Annotated in this window: 14 protein-coding genes; 13 read left to right on the top strand and 1 reads right to left on the bottom strand. The window is 43.3% G+C overall.

All coding sequences use genetic code 11. The features are described from left to right. Positions 1–7: 7 nt before the first annotated feature. The 13 genes from TOLA_RS10400 (at position 8) to TOLA_RS10340 (ending at position 13,886) form a co-directional block, all read left to right on the top strand. Positions 8–1,120 carry a glycosyltransferase WbsX family protein gene (locus TOLA_RS10400; protein ID WP_015879113.1) on the top strand — a complete coding sequence of 371 codons (1,113 nt, stop codon included), beginning with the start codon at positions 8–10 and terminating at the stop codon, positions 1,118–1,120. Between the two features lie 283 nt (positions 1,121–1,403). After that, positions 1,404–2,354, top strand: a complete 951-nt coding sequence (locus TOLA_RS10395) for a glycosyltransferase family 2 protein (protein WP_015879112.1) — start codon at positions 1,404–1,406, stop codon at positions 2,352–2,354. A gap of 79 nt (positions 2,355–2,433) precedes the next feature. After that, positions 2,434–3,897 (top strand): undecaprenyl-phosphate galactose phosphotransferase WbaP, encoded by a 1,464-nt coding sequence (gene wbaP / locus TOLA_RS10390; RefSeq protein ID WP_015879111.1) that lies wholly within the window; start codon positions 2,434–2,436, stop codon positions 3,895–3,897. A gap of 2 nt (positions 3,898–3,899) precedes the next feature. After that, positions 3,900–5,597 carry a PglL family O-oligosaccharyltransferase gene (locus TOLA_RS10385; RefSeq protein ID WP_015879110.1) on the top strand — a complete coding sequence of 566 codons (1,698 nt, stop codon included), beginning with the start codon at positions 3,900–3,902 and terminating at the stop codon, positions 5,595–5,597. An 11-nt stretch (positions 5,598–5,608) separates the two neighbouring features. Then, the gene (rfbD, locus tag TOLA_RS10380) at positions 5,609–6,505 is read left to right on the top strand and encodes a dTDP-4-dehydrorhamnose reductase (protein ID WP_425358058.1); all 897 of its coding nucleotides are present in this window, start codon (positions 5,609–5,611) and stop codon (positions 6,503–6,505) included. A 23-nt stretch (positions 6,506–6,528) separates the two neighbouring features. Then, positions 6,529–7,410 (top strand): glucose-1-phosphate thymidylyltransferase RfbA, encoded by an 882-nt coding sequence (gene rfbA, locus TOLA_RS10375; protein ID WP_015879108.1) that lies wholly within the window; start codon positions 6,529–6,531, stop codon positions 7,408–7,410. A gap of 9 nt (positions 7,411–7,419) precedes the next feature. Continuing rightward, positions 7,420–7,968: a dTDP-4-dehydrorhamnose 3,5-epimerase gene (gene rfbC, locus TOLA_RS10370; RefSeq protein ID WP_015879107.1), complete on the top strand. Its 549-nt coding sequence runs from the start codon at positions 7,420–7,422 to the stop codon at positions 7,966–7,968. Between the two features lie 15 nt (positions 7,969–7,983). Further along, positions 7,984–9,048, top strand: coding sequence for a dTDP-glucose 4,6-dehydratase (gene rfbB, locus TOLA_RS10365; RefSeq protein WP_015879106.1), 1,065 nt, complete (start codon positions 7,984–7,986; stop codon positions 9,046–9,048). Between the two features lie 600 nt (positions 9,049–9,648). Then, a complete protein-coding gene (locus tag TOLA_RS10360) occupies positions 9,649–10,908 on the top strand; it encodes a DUF6056 family protein (RefSeq protein WP_015879105.1) in 1,260 nt (419 codons plus the stop codon). 262 nt (positions 10,909–11,170) lie between these two features. Further along, positions 11,171–11,662 carry a hypothetical protein gene (locus TOLA_RS10355; protein ID WP_015879104.1) on the top strand — a complete coding sequence of 164 codons (492 nt, stop codon included), beginning with the start codon at positions 11,171–11,173 and terminating at the stop codon, positions 11,660–11,662. Next, a complete protein-coding gene (locus TOLA_RS16820; protein ID WP_015879103.1) occupies positions 11,662–11,961 on the top strand; it encodes a nucleotidyltransferase domain-containing protein in 300 nt (99 codons plus the stop codon). Before TOLA_RS10355 ends, TOLA_RS16820 begins: the two co-directional genes overlap by 1 nt. 70 nt (positions 11,962–12,031) lie before the next feature. Continuing rightward, positions 12,032–12,592 carry a hypothetical protein gene (locus TOLA_RS10345; protein ID WP_015879102.1) on the top strand — a complete coding sequence of 187 codons (561 nt, stop codon included), beginning with the start codon at positions 12,032–12,034 and terminating at the stop codon, positions 12,590–12,592. A gap of 265 nt (positions 12,593–12,857) precedes the next feature. After that, positions 12,858–13,886, top strand: coding sequence for a glycosyltransferase family 4 protein (locus TOLA_RS10340; protein ID WP_015879101.1), 1,029 nt, complete (start codon positions 12,858–12,860; stop codon positions 13,884–13,886). Positions 13,887–13,936: 50 nt separating this feature from the next. Here the strand turns inward: TOLA_RS10340 and rpiA are convergent, their stop codons facing one another. Then, the gene (gene rpiA / locus TOLA_RS10335) at positions 13,937–14,596 is read right to left on the bottom strand and encodes a ribose-5-phosphate isomerase RpiA (RefSeq protein WP_015879100.1); all 660 of its coding nucleotides are present in this window, start codon (positions 14,594–14,596) and stop codon (positions 13,937–13,939) included. Positions 14,597–14,603 lie beyond the last annotated feature (7 nt).

Below are 14,603 nucleotides of genomic sequence, written 5' to 3'. Positions count from 1 at the left end.
CGATTATATGTCTAAAGTTCTGGCTTTCTATTTACCTCAATATCATCCTATAAAAGAAAATGATGAATGGTGGGGGGAGGGTTTTACTGAATGGACGAATGTTTCGGCTGCTAGACCTCGATTTAGTGGTCATCATCAACCACAAATTCCCGCGGATATGGGTTTTTATGATTTGCGGTTATCTGAAACAAGAGAAAAGCAAGCTCTACTAGCAAAAAACTACGGAATAGATGGTTTTTGTTATTACCATTACTGGTTCAATGGTAAACAGCTTTTAGATAGACCTTTAAAAGAAGTCTTATCAGCAAAAAAACCTGATTTCCCGTTCTGTATATGTTGGGCAAATGAAAACTGGACTAGGGCTTGGGATGGTATGGAGAGACAAGTCTTAATCAGTCAAGATTATACAGATCAAGACTCTGAACAGCATGTGGCAGCCTTACTTGATTACTTCAACGATGAACGATATATAAAAGTTAATGGCTTACCGATGTTTCTAGTTTATCGTCCTGATCGTATTCCTAATCCTGTACAATATTTTGCAAAATGGCGAGCGAAAGCTGTAGATTCTGGGCTACCAGGCTTATATATCTGTGCGGTAAAAAATGGCTTTGTTGATCTTTCAGATGAAGACATTTTGAAGCTTGGATATGATGCTATCGTTGATTTTCAACCAGATCGTCGCGATTTTCCAGTTGCTAGTTCTACTTCTCAGTTTTTAGTTGATGTTACAAGGAAAATTTTACCAAAATTTATTTACCAGCTTCTGAAAACGAAAGTATCTGCTGTGAATAAAGTGAATTATGCAGCACTGGTATCTAACATGGTTAAAAAGTCATGGCCAAAGACATATAGGAAATTTCCTTGTGTTTTCCCTAGTTGGGATAATACGGCGAGAAGAAAAACTCCAACTGTTATTCAAAATCTGGATTCTAATGTGTATGCTCGTTGGTTGGAGTATGCCGTAGATAGCGTATCTTCATATCCTGAAAATGAAAAAATAGTATTTATTAATGCATGGAATGAGTGGGCTGAGGGGTGTCATCTGGAGCCAGATAGAAAGGTTGGACGAGCATTTCTTGAGGCAACTAAGCAAGTTGTTGAAAGACCATCTAAATAGATAAGCTTAAGATTTTGGTGTTGATGGTGTGATTATATGGAATGATACGGGATGTATTTATACTTTTCGTTCTTTTCTGTAAGAAATGAGATTTTATAGATCGTAAGCTTAGTGTATTTAGCAAGCGACTGGTAAATTCAATAATATTTGCCAGTCTATTGTTTTAACACATGGCATGTTTGATTTTTTGGTTATCATATTGCCACTCAATAATGAATGGATAATAATGTTTTTTATATCAATGTAATTTGAGTTATATCTTATTTTAAATAAGAGATTAATAATGCCTAATAATAGAAAAGATGAAATAAAATGCCGTATAGCTTGTATTATTCCTACATTTAATGGTGGCTCTGTTTGGGCTAAATGCATAGATTCTATTTATAAACAATCTATTGAGGCTGATATTGTTTATATTGTCGATTCATCTTCATCCGACAATACAATAAAAATTGCGCAATCATATGGTTCTTATGTAACTAATATCATACCTACTGAGTTTAATCATGGTGGTACGCGGAACATGGCAGCCAAAAATTTGGCAGAATATGATATTCTGATTTTTTTAACTCAAGACGCCATTCTTGCAAGTCAAGATGCATTAATGCAACTGATTGCACCGTTTGTTGATCCTGCTGTTGCAGCTGTTTGCGGTCGTCAGTTGCCTCATGATAATGCGAATCCCCTAGCTATTCATGCTCGCCTGTTTAATTATCCCGTGGCCTCTTGTGTTAAATCAGCTGCAGATATCCCTCGTTTGGGTATCAAAACAGCATTCATGTCAAATTCATTTGCTGCCTATCGCAGTAAGGTGTTTTTTGAATTAGGTGGCTTCCCTGACAACACGATTCTTGCTGAGGACATGTATCTCACAGCGAAGATGATTAAAGCTGGTTATAAAGTAGCTTATTGTGCAGAGGCAGCAGTAAAGCATTCTCATAATTACACACCATGGGAAGAGTTTCGTCGTTATTTCGATACTGGTGTATTTCATGCTAGTGAACCGTGGATCAGGGAGCAATTCGGTGGTGCTGAAGGAGAGGGAATGCGTTTTATTCGCTCAGAGTTATTTTATTTATGGCAAAATGCCCCCTACTGGATACCTCGAGCATTATTAACTATTGGGTGTAAGGCGTTAGGCTACAAATTGGGGCTGCATTTCCGGAAATTACCTTGGAATTTGAGACATAAATTAGGTATGTATAAAGCATATTGGCTACAAAATAGAAATTAAAGTAAATCAACCAAAATTTTTAGTATATGGCTACATTTCTTATTTTACTTATATATTAACAAATAGTAGGGTGTTTAAGATGATGCCTGGTAAACAAAATATGACACAGTTTGATTTTAAATTTTCGCCATGGGTAAATCGATTCAATTTGATTTTCGCTGATCTTATTGCCTTTTCTATAGCTTTTATAGTTAGCAGAAATCTGATTGAGATATTGGGCGAGAAAAATCCAGGCTTTCTACAATGGATGAATACAACACCCGGTCAGGCCAGAATTTGGGTTTTTTTGTTGCTTGTAACATTAAGTATTACCTGGTTCTGGGTTCATCTCCGTCACTACACTTATCGTAAGCCCTTTTGGAATGAGCTTCGTGAAGTTTCCATTACTATTCTGGCGCTGGCCGTTGCGGATCTGGCGTTGGCTGCACTGGCAAAATGGCAACTTTCGCGTACCTATTGGGTAATTCTCTGGTCACTTTCTTTGGTGCTGGTGCCACTGTGCCGTTATGGTATGAAAAAGCTACTGTACCGCTTGGGTTACTGGCAATGGCCTAGTGTGATTATCGGTTGCGGCGAAAATGCTAAAGATGCCTATCTGGCATTACAAAGTGAAAAAATGATGGGATTTGATGTTATTGGTTTTATTGCACCTGATGGTCAGTGTGCTGTCAGCCCTGTGCAGGATAAACCGGTTCTCAATGAAGATATTGGTTCATTAGTAAAACGCATTCCTGATATCAAATTTTTTGTTGCTGTTGAATATGAACAGCGGGATCAGCTGGATGAATGTTTGCGCAATTTAACGCAACGCAAAATCCGTAATATCTCTGTCATTCCGACAATTCGTGGTGTGCCACTATATGGCACTGATGTATCTCATTTCTTTAGCCATGAAGTATTAATGCTTCGTATCCGCAATAATTTGGCACGTTTTTCTGCCCGCTTCCTGAAGCGTGGTTTTGATGTCCTGGTTTCTTCATTGCTTATTTTTTTGTTGTCTCCTGTACTGGTTTATATCGGCTGGAAAGTCTCCCGTGATGGCGGTTCCCCGATTTATGGTCATGAGCGCGTAGGTCTGAAAGGCCGCAAGTTCAAATGCCTGAAATTCCGTTCCATGATTATCAATTCACAGGAAGTGTTGCAGAATTTATTGGCAACCGATCCGGAAGCAAAAGCGGAATGGGACAAGGATTTTAAATTAAAAAATGACCCCCGTATTACACAGATCGGCCATTTCATTCGTAAAACCAGTCTGGATGAATTGCCTCAGCTATGGAATGTGTTGAAAGGGGAAATGAGTCTGGTGGGGCCACGTCCTGTCGTTGAGGCCGAACTGGAACGATATGGCGATGATGTTGACTATTATTTCATGACGAAACCCGGCATGACCGGTCTGTGGCAGGTGAGTGGCCGCAACGATACCGATTATGCAACCCGGGTTTATCTTGATGCCTGGTATGTTAAAAACTGGTCCCTTTGGTATGACATTGCCATTATGTTCAAAACAATCAACGTTGTTTTAAAGCGCGACGGAGCCTATTAATAATGCCGCAGTCCATGTCTGCCCGTGTTTTCCTGATATTCCTTGCCCTGTATGCTCTGCTTGGTATGCATTTTTTTATGCACAATCAGGGTGGTTCAGGGTTATATCTGCCATTTAATATGGTGGGGTGGGCGTTTGTCTCGGTGCTGATTAGTATTGGTATCTGGCATCTGACAGTAGTTAAACAGCTGACATTTTCCCGCACTCAACTCTGGTTTCTGGCCGGATTCGCGATTTTGCTGCTGCCGTTTCTGAATCCGCAGGCAGAATGGAATGCGCAGGCAGAACCGCGTTTTCTGGCCATAGCAGCTGGTTTGCTATTGTTTTTTGCTTTGTCGCAGTTTCAGTTTACTGAAAACCAACGCCATAGCCTGCTGTATCTGTTGTTAGCTGCGGTGGTCATAGAAGCTGTATACGGACTGGTTCAGTTCTTCATTCTGAAAGACGGTAATTGGTTGGGTTATAACGTAAAAATCAACCGCCCATATGGTATTTTCCAGAAAGACAGTGTGTTCTCCAGCTTTCTGGCGGTAGGTTTGGGAATCACATTCTATCTGCAGCGCTGGGATAGCAAGGTGCTGACTTCCCGCTGGCGGCAGGGCTTGCTTAGTCTGATTCTGGTGGCTACGCCTTTGCTGCTGATTCAGATCCAGTCCCGGGCTGGAATTTACGGTGCCATACTAGTTGCATTATGTATGCTACCGGTTTTATGGAACTATAACCGGCTTATCTTCTGGTGGTCTGTTGCGCTGATAGGTATCAGTCTTTCTGTTGGGTTATGGGGGCACACATCAGCCCGTGCGCCAGACAGTTATGCATTGACTTCAGGTTTCCGTAAACTTTACTGGTCACACTTGCTGTCTATGCTGCCACAGTCGCCTTGGCTGGGTCATGGTTATGGCAGTTTCGAATATACTTTCCTGCATGATTTTTATGCCCCGGAACATATAACACCAAATATGCGCCTGATGGAGGAAAACCTCGATCATCCGCATAACGAGGTGTTGTTCTGGTTACACGAAGGCGGCATCGTTGCTGTTATCGGGCTGCTGGTTTTCACAACCGGCTATATCCGCTCGTTATTAAAATGTGCGGGTTGGGCAAAACGTATTTCGTTGTTGGCGCTGGTGCTGCCACTACTTTTCCATTCCATGGTGGAATATCCTTTCTATCATTCAGTTGCCCATTTCTTCCTGTTTATCATGTTCCTCTGGCTGACGGATGCTGAAAGTGGTCAACAGAAGGTTTACTCCTGTCAGTATTGGTTTCTGGCCCGTGTTGTGGCGATTATCATTCCACTGATTGTGGTGCCTTTTATGCTGACAGGTTTGCAGGCGGCCTATGTGCTGACCAAATATGACCGCGCGAAAGATAAAAATCCACAGGTACTGGAGCAGATCATTAACCCGTTACCCTGGATGATGATGTATGAGTTCCAGATGCGCAGTGTACAACTGACTTTTTCTGCGGCAATGCACGATAAAGCCGGATTGGAAAGCTATGTTGACTGGGCAAAAGAGTTCCTGCATAACACCCCACGGGCCGTGGTCTATGGCCGATTAGTATATGCACTGCAACAGTTAAATGATAAAGAACAGGCACAGTTCTGGCTTGATGAAGGTAAACGGGTTTTCCCCCGTGCTGATTTTCTGCAGAAGATTTCACTGTCATCCAAGCCTGCCGTTTCCGGTGCTCAATAAAACAAGTAATGGTGATTAAATTGAAAAAAATAATGATAACCGGTGCTTATGGCCAGGTTGGTTTTTGTCTGACGCAGCAGGCACAGGCGAATGGCTGGGATGTTCTGGCGATTGACAGAGATAAGCTGGATATTACTGATCCACAAGCTGTTAACTCATTAGTCAAAGAGTATCAGCCGGATGTCGTCATCAATGCGGCTGCACATACTGCGGTGGATAAAGCCGAAACAGAAATTGATGCTTCTTTTGCGATTAATCGCGATGGTCCAAAATATCTGGCGGAAGCAGCAACTTCAGTAGACGCGGCGATGCTGCATATTTCTACGGATTATGTTTTTTCCGGCGATAAAGACGGCACCTACAGCGAAGCTGATCCGGTAGCACCACAAGGTGTTTACGGTGCCAGCAAATTAGCCGGGGAAGAAGCGGTTATCACTGCTAATTCTAAACATATTATTTTACGCACCGCCTGGGTGTTTGGTGAGCATGGCAATAATTTTGTCAAAACTATGCTGCGTCTGGGCTCACAACGTGATCAGTTGGGTATTGTGGCCGATCAGTTTGGTGGTCCGACCTATGCCGGTGATATTGCCGCTGCGCTGTTAGTGATGGCTGAAAAAGCGGTTGCTGCGCCTGCAACCGTCAGCTGGGGCATTTATCATTTTGCCGGTGAGCCGCATGTGAACTGGCATCAGTTTGCGCAGGCTATTTTTGATAAAGCGGTTGAGCATAAGTTGTTGGCCAAAGCGCCGCAACTGAATGCATTAACCACAGCCGACTATCCGACACCAGCGAAACGCCCTGCGAATTCACGTCTGGATTGTCGTAAAATTTTCAATGAATTTGGTATTCAACCGAGTGACTGGCACAAAGCACTGGAAAATATCGTTGCTTACGCGCCGCAATAAATAGCAAAAGGATAGAGTAAATAATGAAAGGTATTATTCTTGCGGGTGGTAGTGGCACTCGTCTGCATCCGGCTACGGTGGCAATTAATAAACAACTGCTGCCTGTTTATGATAAGCCGATGATCTATTATCCGCTGAGTACCCTGATGCTGGCCGGGATTAAAGAAATCCTGCTGATCAGCACGCCGCGTGATCAGGAAAGCTATCAGCGCCTGCTGGGTGATGGCCATCAGTGGGGTATTCATATTGAGTATGCTATTCAGCCAAGTCCGGATGGTTTGGCGCAGGCGTTTATCATCGGTGAAAAATTCATCGGTGATGATACCGTCTGTTTAGTGCTGGGTGATAACATTTTCCATGGTCATGGTCTGGCGGAAACACTGCAGGAAGCCGCTGCCCGTACGGAAGGCGCGACCGTTTTCGGTTACTACGTGCAGGATCCGGAACGTTACGGTGTGGTTGAATTTAATTCGGCGGGGCAGGCCATTTCCATTGAAGAAAAACCACTTAAGCCGCGTTCTAACTATGCGGTGACTGGCCTGTATTTTTACGATAATCAGGTTATTGAAATCGCCAAAAATGTGAAGCCATCAGCCCGTGGCGAGCTGGAAATCACCGATGTGAACAACGTTTACCTGCAGCGTCAGCAGCTTCGCGTAGAACGTATGGGCCGTGGTTGTGCCTGGCTGGATACTGGCACGCATGACTCACTGCTCGATGCCTCTATCTTTATGCGTGTTCTGGAAAAACGTCAGGGCCAGAAAGTTGCCTGTCCGGAAGAAACCGCTTATCGCATGGGGTTCATTACTGCTGAACAATTGCGCGAATTAGCGAAACCGTTGGTAAAAAGCGGTTACGGTGCTTATCTGCAACGCATTGCTGATGAAGAGAACTGGGTGAAATAAGGTTTTTCCATGAAAATTATCGATACTTCTATCCCTGACGTAAAAATTATTGAGCCGGCTGTATTTGGTGATGAGCGCGGTTTCTTTATGGAAACCTGGCAGGAACAGAAATTTAATGAACTGGTGTGTGAACGCCGGTTTGTACAGGATAACCACTCCAAGTCCCGTCAGGGTATTCTGCGTGGTTTGCATTACCAGACAGAACAGGCCCAAGGCAAACTGGTGCGTGTCATCGCCGGTGAAGTATTTGATGTTGCTGTCGATATTCGCCGTTCATCGCCAACATTTGGCCAGTCGGTGGGTGTGCTGTTGTCTGCAGAAAACAAACGTCAGTTATGGGTGCCGGAAGGTTTCGCACATGGTTTCTATGTAACAACAGAAACCGCTGAATTTGTGTATAAATGCACAAATTATTACAACCCGTCTGCTGAACATTCTATTCGCTGGAATGACCCGGAGCTGAATATCCAGTGGCCACTGGTTGATGGCCAGCAACCATCACTTTCTGCCAAAGATGCCGAAGGCAAATTATTCAAAGATGCGGTTTATTTCGACTAATTGAGACACTTTTTCATGAAAAAATTACTCGTTACCGGCGGTGCCGGCTTTATCGGTGCTAACTTTGTACATTACTGGCTGAAAACCCATCCGGCTGATCGCGTAGTGGTGCTGGATGCGCTGACTTACGCAGGCAATATCGAAACGCTGCGTCCGCTGATGGATAACCCGAATTTCCGTTTTGTAAAAGGCAATATCTGCAATTCTGAACTGGTTGAAATGCTGCTGCGTGATGAGCAGATCGATACGCTGGTGCATTTTGCGGCAGAGTCACATGTCGATCGCTCTATCACTGGTCCGGATGCCTTTATTGAAACCAACATCATCGGCACCCACAGTCTGCTGAAAGCTGCACGCGCAGTGTGGCTGGCTGATCCGGCAAACCCGTTGCCGCATCGTTTCCACCATGTCTCTACCGATGAAGTGTACGGCACACTGGAACTGACTGATCCGGCTTTCACCGAGTCAACCGCCTATGCGCCGAATTCACCATATTCCGCGTCCAAAGCAGCTTCCGATCATCTGGTGCGTGCTTATCACCATACCTATGGTCTGCAGGTGACTACCAGCAACTGTTCCAATAACTACGGCTATTTCCACTTCCCGGAAAAACTGATTCCGCTGTGCCTGACCAACATTCTGGATAACAAAGCATTGCCGATTTACGGTGATGGCAAGCAGATCCGCGACTGGTTATTCGTGGAAGATCACTGCAGTGGTATCGAGCTAGTACTGAATAAAGGCGTGATCGGCGAAACCTACAATATCGGTGGTGTTAACGAATGGCAGAACATTGATATTGTGCATCTGATCTGTGAACTGGTGGACGGTGAATTCGCTGCTGATAACTCGCTGGCGTCGCGTTACCCATTATCGCCTTGTGCGAAAGGTGAATCAGCAAAATCATTGATCACTTATGTGACTGATCGCGCTGGCCACGATCGCCGTTACGCGGTAGGTACTGAGAAAATCCAGAGTGAGCTGGGCTATCAGCCACAGGAAACCTTCCAGACTGGTATTGCCAAAACCATCAAATGGTATCTGGCGAATGAAAGCTGGTGGCGTCCGTTGAAGAAATAATACTGCACCTTTCCCATTATCTAATGAAAAGAAAGCCCTGAGATTTGTTATTTTATCAGGGCTTTTCTTGCAGTAGGATAAATATATAGGTCTCTTCTGTATTGCAAGTGGCTCAAAAAATAATTGATTGCAAAAGTATATTCGACTTTCTGTTTTCTCTTTTGTAATACAAGGCGAAAGTATGAAAATCCTTGCTGCGAAAAAATTTTCAGGTGAAGCATTTTTTGATGTTTACCTTATTCTTAGCTGAATTTATTCTTTATTTAAACTATTTTTATAATTGATAATCCTATTTACCTGTGATCTTGCATTTTCTTTTGAAAGACAATTCATCATAGATTGATGTGGTTCTTTTTACAATATTTTAATTCTTCATTATTGTTTCTAATTTTGCAACACCAACCATGATTTGACGGGCATTTCTCTCTTGCTGTGGTCTAGTGGTGATATTGTTTGGGAAAATAAAATGCAGATGAATTTCGTATAGCTAAGTTAGGTAAAAAAAGAGTACAGTCAATTTCAATCGAATTTTTTTGTGAATTCCTATGGACATTCGTGCATGGAAAAATAATGGCAAAAATATGTATTCAGGAATAAGAAATGATAAATAGAGTTTTTAATTTTTTCTTTTTTTCATCAATAATGTTATACGTTATCATACTCTCAATAGCTCCTATGGCTGGAGAGGATTATGGATTAACAAAAATTTTTAAAAATGAAAGCATTATAGATAGGTTGATATATTCAGCAAACAGATCACAAATGCAGATTAATGGATGGAATGCAAGGCTTGGGGAGCAGTTTTCTATATTTTTTCTTAGCATGCCCCATTATTTTTATATTGCGGCAAATTTCCTTTCATTGATGTCAATTTTTTATCTATCTTCATTTTTTTTTGCGCAGAAAAATGATAGATTTTTATATATATTAATATCATTTGCTTGCATATTTGCATTCTGGCCTGGAATGGAAGTGTTCTTTTGGACAACTGCCAGTGCAGGATATCTGATGCCAATAAACATTTGTATTGCAGTTTTAATTCCATTTTGCAATCAGATTGCTTGCAATTTTGTTTTCAAAAATAAGTGTACAAAAGTCGCGTATTTTGTTCTATGTCTTATGGCAGGTGTTTCTTTTGAAAACGTTCCTGTGGCATTGGTGGTATCAATGCTAGTAGCAATAAGCGTGGATAAAGTTAGTTTAAAAAATGGACTCCCTGCAATATTATTAACATCTCTAGGTTGGCTTGTATTGGTAACAGCCAAATCAACATCAGTGCGTAGAATGTATTATGGATCCAATTCAAATTATAGCGATATTCATTATATTTTTGGGCGTATTTCCGATGTCGCCATGGTATTTATAAACACGTCATCAACGCTCTTAGTTTGCGCCATAATTGGTCTTACCTATTTGTATAAAAGAAAAACATTAAATTATTCAATCTGTATTCCTATTTTATGTTCCTTCCTCACTGTTGGATCAATGATTGCATCACCGTACACTGAGCCAAGATCTTTTATAATAGCTTGGGTTGTTATGTTTTCAGTTGTCTGTCATGCCGTTTATTTTTCGATGAGAAACAAAAATTATGCAATTCCATTAATTGTTTTCTTTTCTTCGTTTCTCTTTTCGTTGTATACGTTTAATGTTTACTATAAATATTCGTTGTTCATGATTCAAAGAGAGAGTTTTATACTTAATGAATCACGCGGTGATCTTTGCAAAAAAGGTATATATGTGCATAAAATAACACCAGATGCGCCGTATAGATATATTAATGATAGAGATATGTGGTACGTTAATAACGCCAAAACAATATCAGATTATTACGGTTGTAAAATATTACCTAATGGTTAATTTAAGAACCTCTATCAAATGGGGTGATGCAGATGAGAACTTTGTGTTATGTCGCTATGAACTTACTGATAGTGGATAAGCGCTTTAAAGCAAGTATCAAGCGGAAATAAAAACTGGCAGAAAGGAATAGAGAATACAGCACGTAAATTCTTAGAGACCATACTGTTTCATGATCTAGCCCTGAGATTCATCGGTATCTCAGGGCTTTTTTGTTTTCCGGCCTGTTGCTATGCTGTCAAAAATATTCTGGAATGAGAATACCATGCTGCTTAATCCCCGCTACGTTCCGCTGCTTCTGCAAAACTGGTCAGAAGTGAACCGCTGTGCGCATCGTCTGAATAGTTCATTAGCACGCTTACAGGCTGATTTTCCGCTTACCGGTGAACGATTAACTACAGAAGATGAAAGCCTGTTTGAGCGGCTGGATGCATTTCGTGTGCGTTATGCTGATCTGCAGGATGCTATCGGCAATAAATTGTTCCGTAGTATTTTGCTGGTATTGGATGAAAAAAGCATCAATATGGCTGATACGCTCTCCAAAATGGAAAAATACGCTGTTTTGTCGTCGGTGGATGAATGGCGTTTGATGCGGGAAATCCGGAATAGTTTTTCGCATGATTATCCTGATGCAGAGCAGGAGAGGGCGCTGACGCTCAATCGTGCCTGGGAGACGGCTCCGGCTTTGCTGGGAGTGGTTCTGGCTGCTGAGAAATATCTGCAGCAGCTTGGGGTCTTTACAGGAGACCCGCAATAATGCGTCTGACACCACAACAAGTCAGCGATATTGTTCGGTTAACACATGAACATATTCATCCGCAGGCGAAAATCTGGTTATTCGGTTCCCGCGTGGATGATAACGCCCGTGGCGGCGATATCGATCTCTACATTGAAACACCGGCAATAGACGATCCCGGTATGGCAAAAATCCGCTTGCGTCTCGCCTTTGAAGACACATGGGGTGAGTGCAAGGTGGATCTTGTACTGCATCAGCAGACTAACCCTGAACAACCCATTCATGTTCTGGCCCGCACCGAAGGCATCCGCCTGGTTTAACAACCATTGGCACACTTTTTGATAAATAACCTCCGGGAAGTTTTATTAATCGACTTGGAGGTTGGTGCTTATGCTGTTAAATACTTACGAGCAAAATGGACGGTTGTTTAACATGAATTTCATCGAAAAAGCCGGTGCAGAGTTATCCGGTTATCGCGGTGAGTTGGTGTTAGTGGAAGGGGATGTGGCTGATTCAGCTGGCCGTCGTAAACCGCCGGTTTCTGTGATTGAACAGGCGGTTGTGCTCGCAGGTACTGACAAAATCCAAATGTTAAGTGGTCTGGTGCATGAGCTGGCTGAACTGGAGCATTTCTTCTCAGCTTATGCGGCTGATTTGGCGAATGGTGTAACGCCTTTATTCTTTGTTGTAAATGCAGCAAAAGAGATGAAAGTGACGTTGAATGGCGTGACTGCAGACATCATTCCGCTTCCGGAAGGGCTGGTGTGGGCTGAACTGAGCGATTTACTGGGTCTGGAAAAAAGTGATTTCAAAGGCCAGTCATCCGGTGAAAAAATTGCCACCGTTTATGATTCACTGAAAAGTTACCGTTCCGGTTTTAATGAAGTGGTCTGGGCTGATGCCCTGAGCTGTATCACTGCAGCGAAACGGGAAACCCGCGGCGCGCTTTGATCTGATTTTTCTGTCTGATCCACAGAACCCCGTCATGCCTGCATGCCGGGGTTTTTCATTGGCAAAACGTCGTAAATTTGACTGGCGATATGACAAAAATGTCTGTTTTGTCGGCTTTGTCGCTGGAACTAAAAAATCTTAATAATGAAAGTGAGTTAAAGCAGCTGTTTTCAGGGAAATGTATATAATAACCAGACAACAATAGAGTTGGTTTCCGTCTAACTCTCATAAAACAATAGTAGTGTGCAGTAGTGGTCACCCAATTATGATGACACATTTTCTTTCCATCTTCGTCGGTAGCTTCCTGCTTACCGCGATAGTTCGTCGTATTGCATTGTGGCGTCATGCGCTGGCGATGCCTCATTTCAAACATGGTCCGTTATTACCCGTACCGCGGGGCGGTGGATATGCGCTTTTTCTGGCGATGCTGGCAGTATTTCTGATGCTTTATCATTATCGCCTGATCGATCTTGCCGCTACCCGTGCGCTCTGTTTTTCAGGGCTGGTACTGGTGATTGGTAACCTGGTCCATGATCTGTTTCCTTTATCAGTCAAAGTCAGACTGGGTATTCAGGTTTTATCGGCCATTGCCGTGCTGACCTGGTATAGCCGTGATCTGGTGGTGCTGTTCTGGGAAGACTATCTCTATTTTTCCGGATTCTGGTTGCCGCTGATTGTGTTCGGTATCATGGCTTTCGTGAACATATTCAACTTCATGGATGGTGTTGACGGATTTGCCGGTAGTCAGGCATTCATTATGATGTTTGTCTCATCCGTATTGCTGGCATTCACTGATGAATCACAGTGGAGTTTGCCGCTGATCCTGATGTGTGCGCCTGTTTTAGGCTTTCTGGCCTGGAACTGGCCGCCGGCAAAAATCTTTATGGGCGATGCCGGGAGCAGTTTTCTGGGCGTATTTATCGCGACCTTAGGTTTGCTGCTGGCGACTGATACACCGATTAACCTCTGGTGCTGGCTGATCATGATGGGGTGGTTTATTGTCGACAGCGGCTGGTCGCTGGCTGTGCGTATCATGCATGGTAATGACTGGCACCGTAGTCACAGGATGCACGCCTATCAGATCCTGGCGCGTCGCTGGGAAAACCACTTTTATGTCACGCTGACCTTATGGCTGGTCAACTGGCTGTGGCTGTTCCCGCTGGCTTATATCGTCATGAATAATGAGCGATGGGGGATCCCATTGATTGTTGTTGCGTATACACCTTTGTGTATTGCTTGCTGGCTGCTGAAGGCAGGTGAATCGGTAAATAACGATCCGGGCGAACCAATTTAAGAAATATAAGAAAGGCGCTTTTTTAAAAGCGCCTTTTTTGTGGCTGATAATTACTTGGTGATCGTGGTAACACCATCTGGTGAACCGATCAGGGCAACATCAGCACCGCGCTGAGCAAATAAACCTACAGTCACAACGCCAGGGATCTGGTTTATAACCAGCTCCAATGCTTTCGCATTCGTGATCTGCAGACCATGTACATCCAGGATCTGGCACTGGTTATCGGTGATCACACCTTCACGGTATACCGGATTACCACCCAGTTTCCGCAGTTCACGTGCGACATATTCGCGGGCCAGCGGGATCACTTCTACCGGCAATGGAAATTTACCCATTACCTCAACCTGCTTGGTGGCATCAGCGATACAGATAAAACGTTTTGCAACCGCCGCGACGATTTTCTCACGGGTCAGTGCGGCACCACCGCCTTTGATCATTTCCATATGCGGATTGATCTCGTCGGCACCGTCGACATAAATATCAAATTCAGTCACATCATTCAGATCAACAACCGTAATTCCCAGCGCCTGCAGACGGGCTGTAGAGGCTTCGGAGCTGGATACTGCGGCTTTGATCTGATCTTTGATGCTGGCCAGTGCATCAATAAAGCAATTAACGGTTGAACCGGTACCTACACCAATAATGGTGTTGGGTTGTACATAAGCTAAAGCAGCCTGTCCTACCGCTTTCTTCATTTCGTCCTGGGTCATTCTGATT

Source organism: Tolumonas auensis DSM 9187, assembly GCF_000023065.1.
Classification (GTDB): domain Bacteria; phylum Pseudomonadota; class Gammaproteobacteria; order Enterobacterales; family Aeromonadaceae; genus Tolumonas; species Tolumonas auensis.
The sequence above is the reverse complement of the archived record's forward strand: the minus strand, read 5'-3'. Positions and strand labels throughout refer to the sequence as shown.

Excerpts from the sequence above, each read along its gene's own strand:
- TOLA_RS10400 (WP_015879113.1), top strand. The coding sequence starts at position 8 with ATGTCTAAAGTTCTGGCTTTCTATTTACCTCAATATCATCCTATAAAA.
- TOLA_RS10395 (WP_015879112.1), top strand. The coding sequence starts at position 1,404 with ATGCCTAATAATAGAAAAGATGAAATAAAATGCCGTATAGCTTGTATT.
- wbaP (WP_015879111.1), top strand. The coding sequence starts at position 2,434 with ATGATGCCTGGTAAACAAAATATGACACAGTTTGATTTTAAATTTTCG.
- TOLA_RS10385 (WP_015879110.1), top strand. The coding sequence starts at position 3,900 with ATGCCGCAGTCCATGTCTGCCCGTGTTTTCCTGATATTCCTTGCCCTG.
- rfbA (WP_015879108.1), top strand. The coding sequence starts at position 6,529 with ATGAAAGGTATTATTCTTGCGGGTGGTAGTGGCACTCGTCTGCATCCG.
- rfbC (WP_015879107.1), top strand. The coding sequence starts at position 7,420 with ATGAAAATTATCGATACTTCTATCCCTGACGTAAAAATTATTGAGCCG.
- rfbB (WP_015879106.1), top strand. The coding sequence starts at position 7,984 with ATGAAAAAATTACTCGTTACCGGCGGTGCCGGCTTTATCGGTGCTAAC.
- TOLA_RS10360 (WP_015879105.1), top strand. The coding sequence starts at position 9,649 with ATGATAAATAGAGTTTTTAATTTTTTCTTTTTTTCATCAATAATGTTA.
- TOLA_RS10355 (WP_015879104.1), top strand. The coding sequence starts at position 11,171 with ATGCTGCTTAATCCCCGCTACGTTCCGCTGCTTCTGCAAAACTGGTCA.
- TOLA_RS16820 (WP_015879103.1), top strand. The coding sequence starts at position 11,662 with ATGCGTCTGACACCACAACAAGTCAGCGATATTGTTCGGTTAACACAT.
- TOLA_RS10345 (WP_015879102.1), top strand. The coding sequence starts at position 12,032 with ATGCTGTTAAATACTTACGAGCAAAATGGACGGTTGTTTAACATGAAT.
- TOLA_RS10340 (WP_015879101.1), top strand. The coding sequence starts at position 12,858 with ATGATGACACATTTTCTTTCCATCTTCGTCGGTAGCTTCCTGCTTACC.
- rpiA (WP_015879100.1), bottom strand. The coding sequence starts at position 14,596 with ATGACCCAGGACGAAATGAAGAAAGCGGTAGGACAGGCTGCTTTAGCT.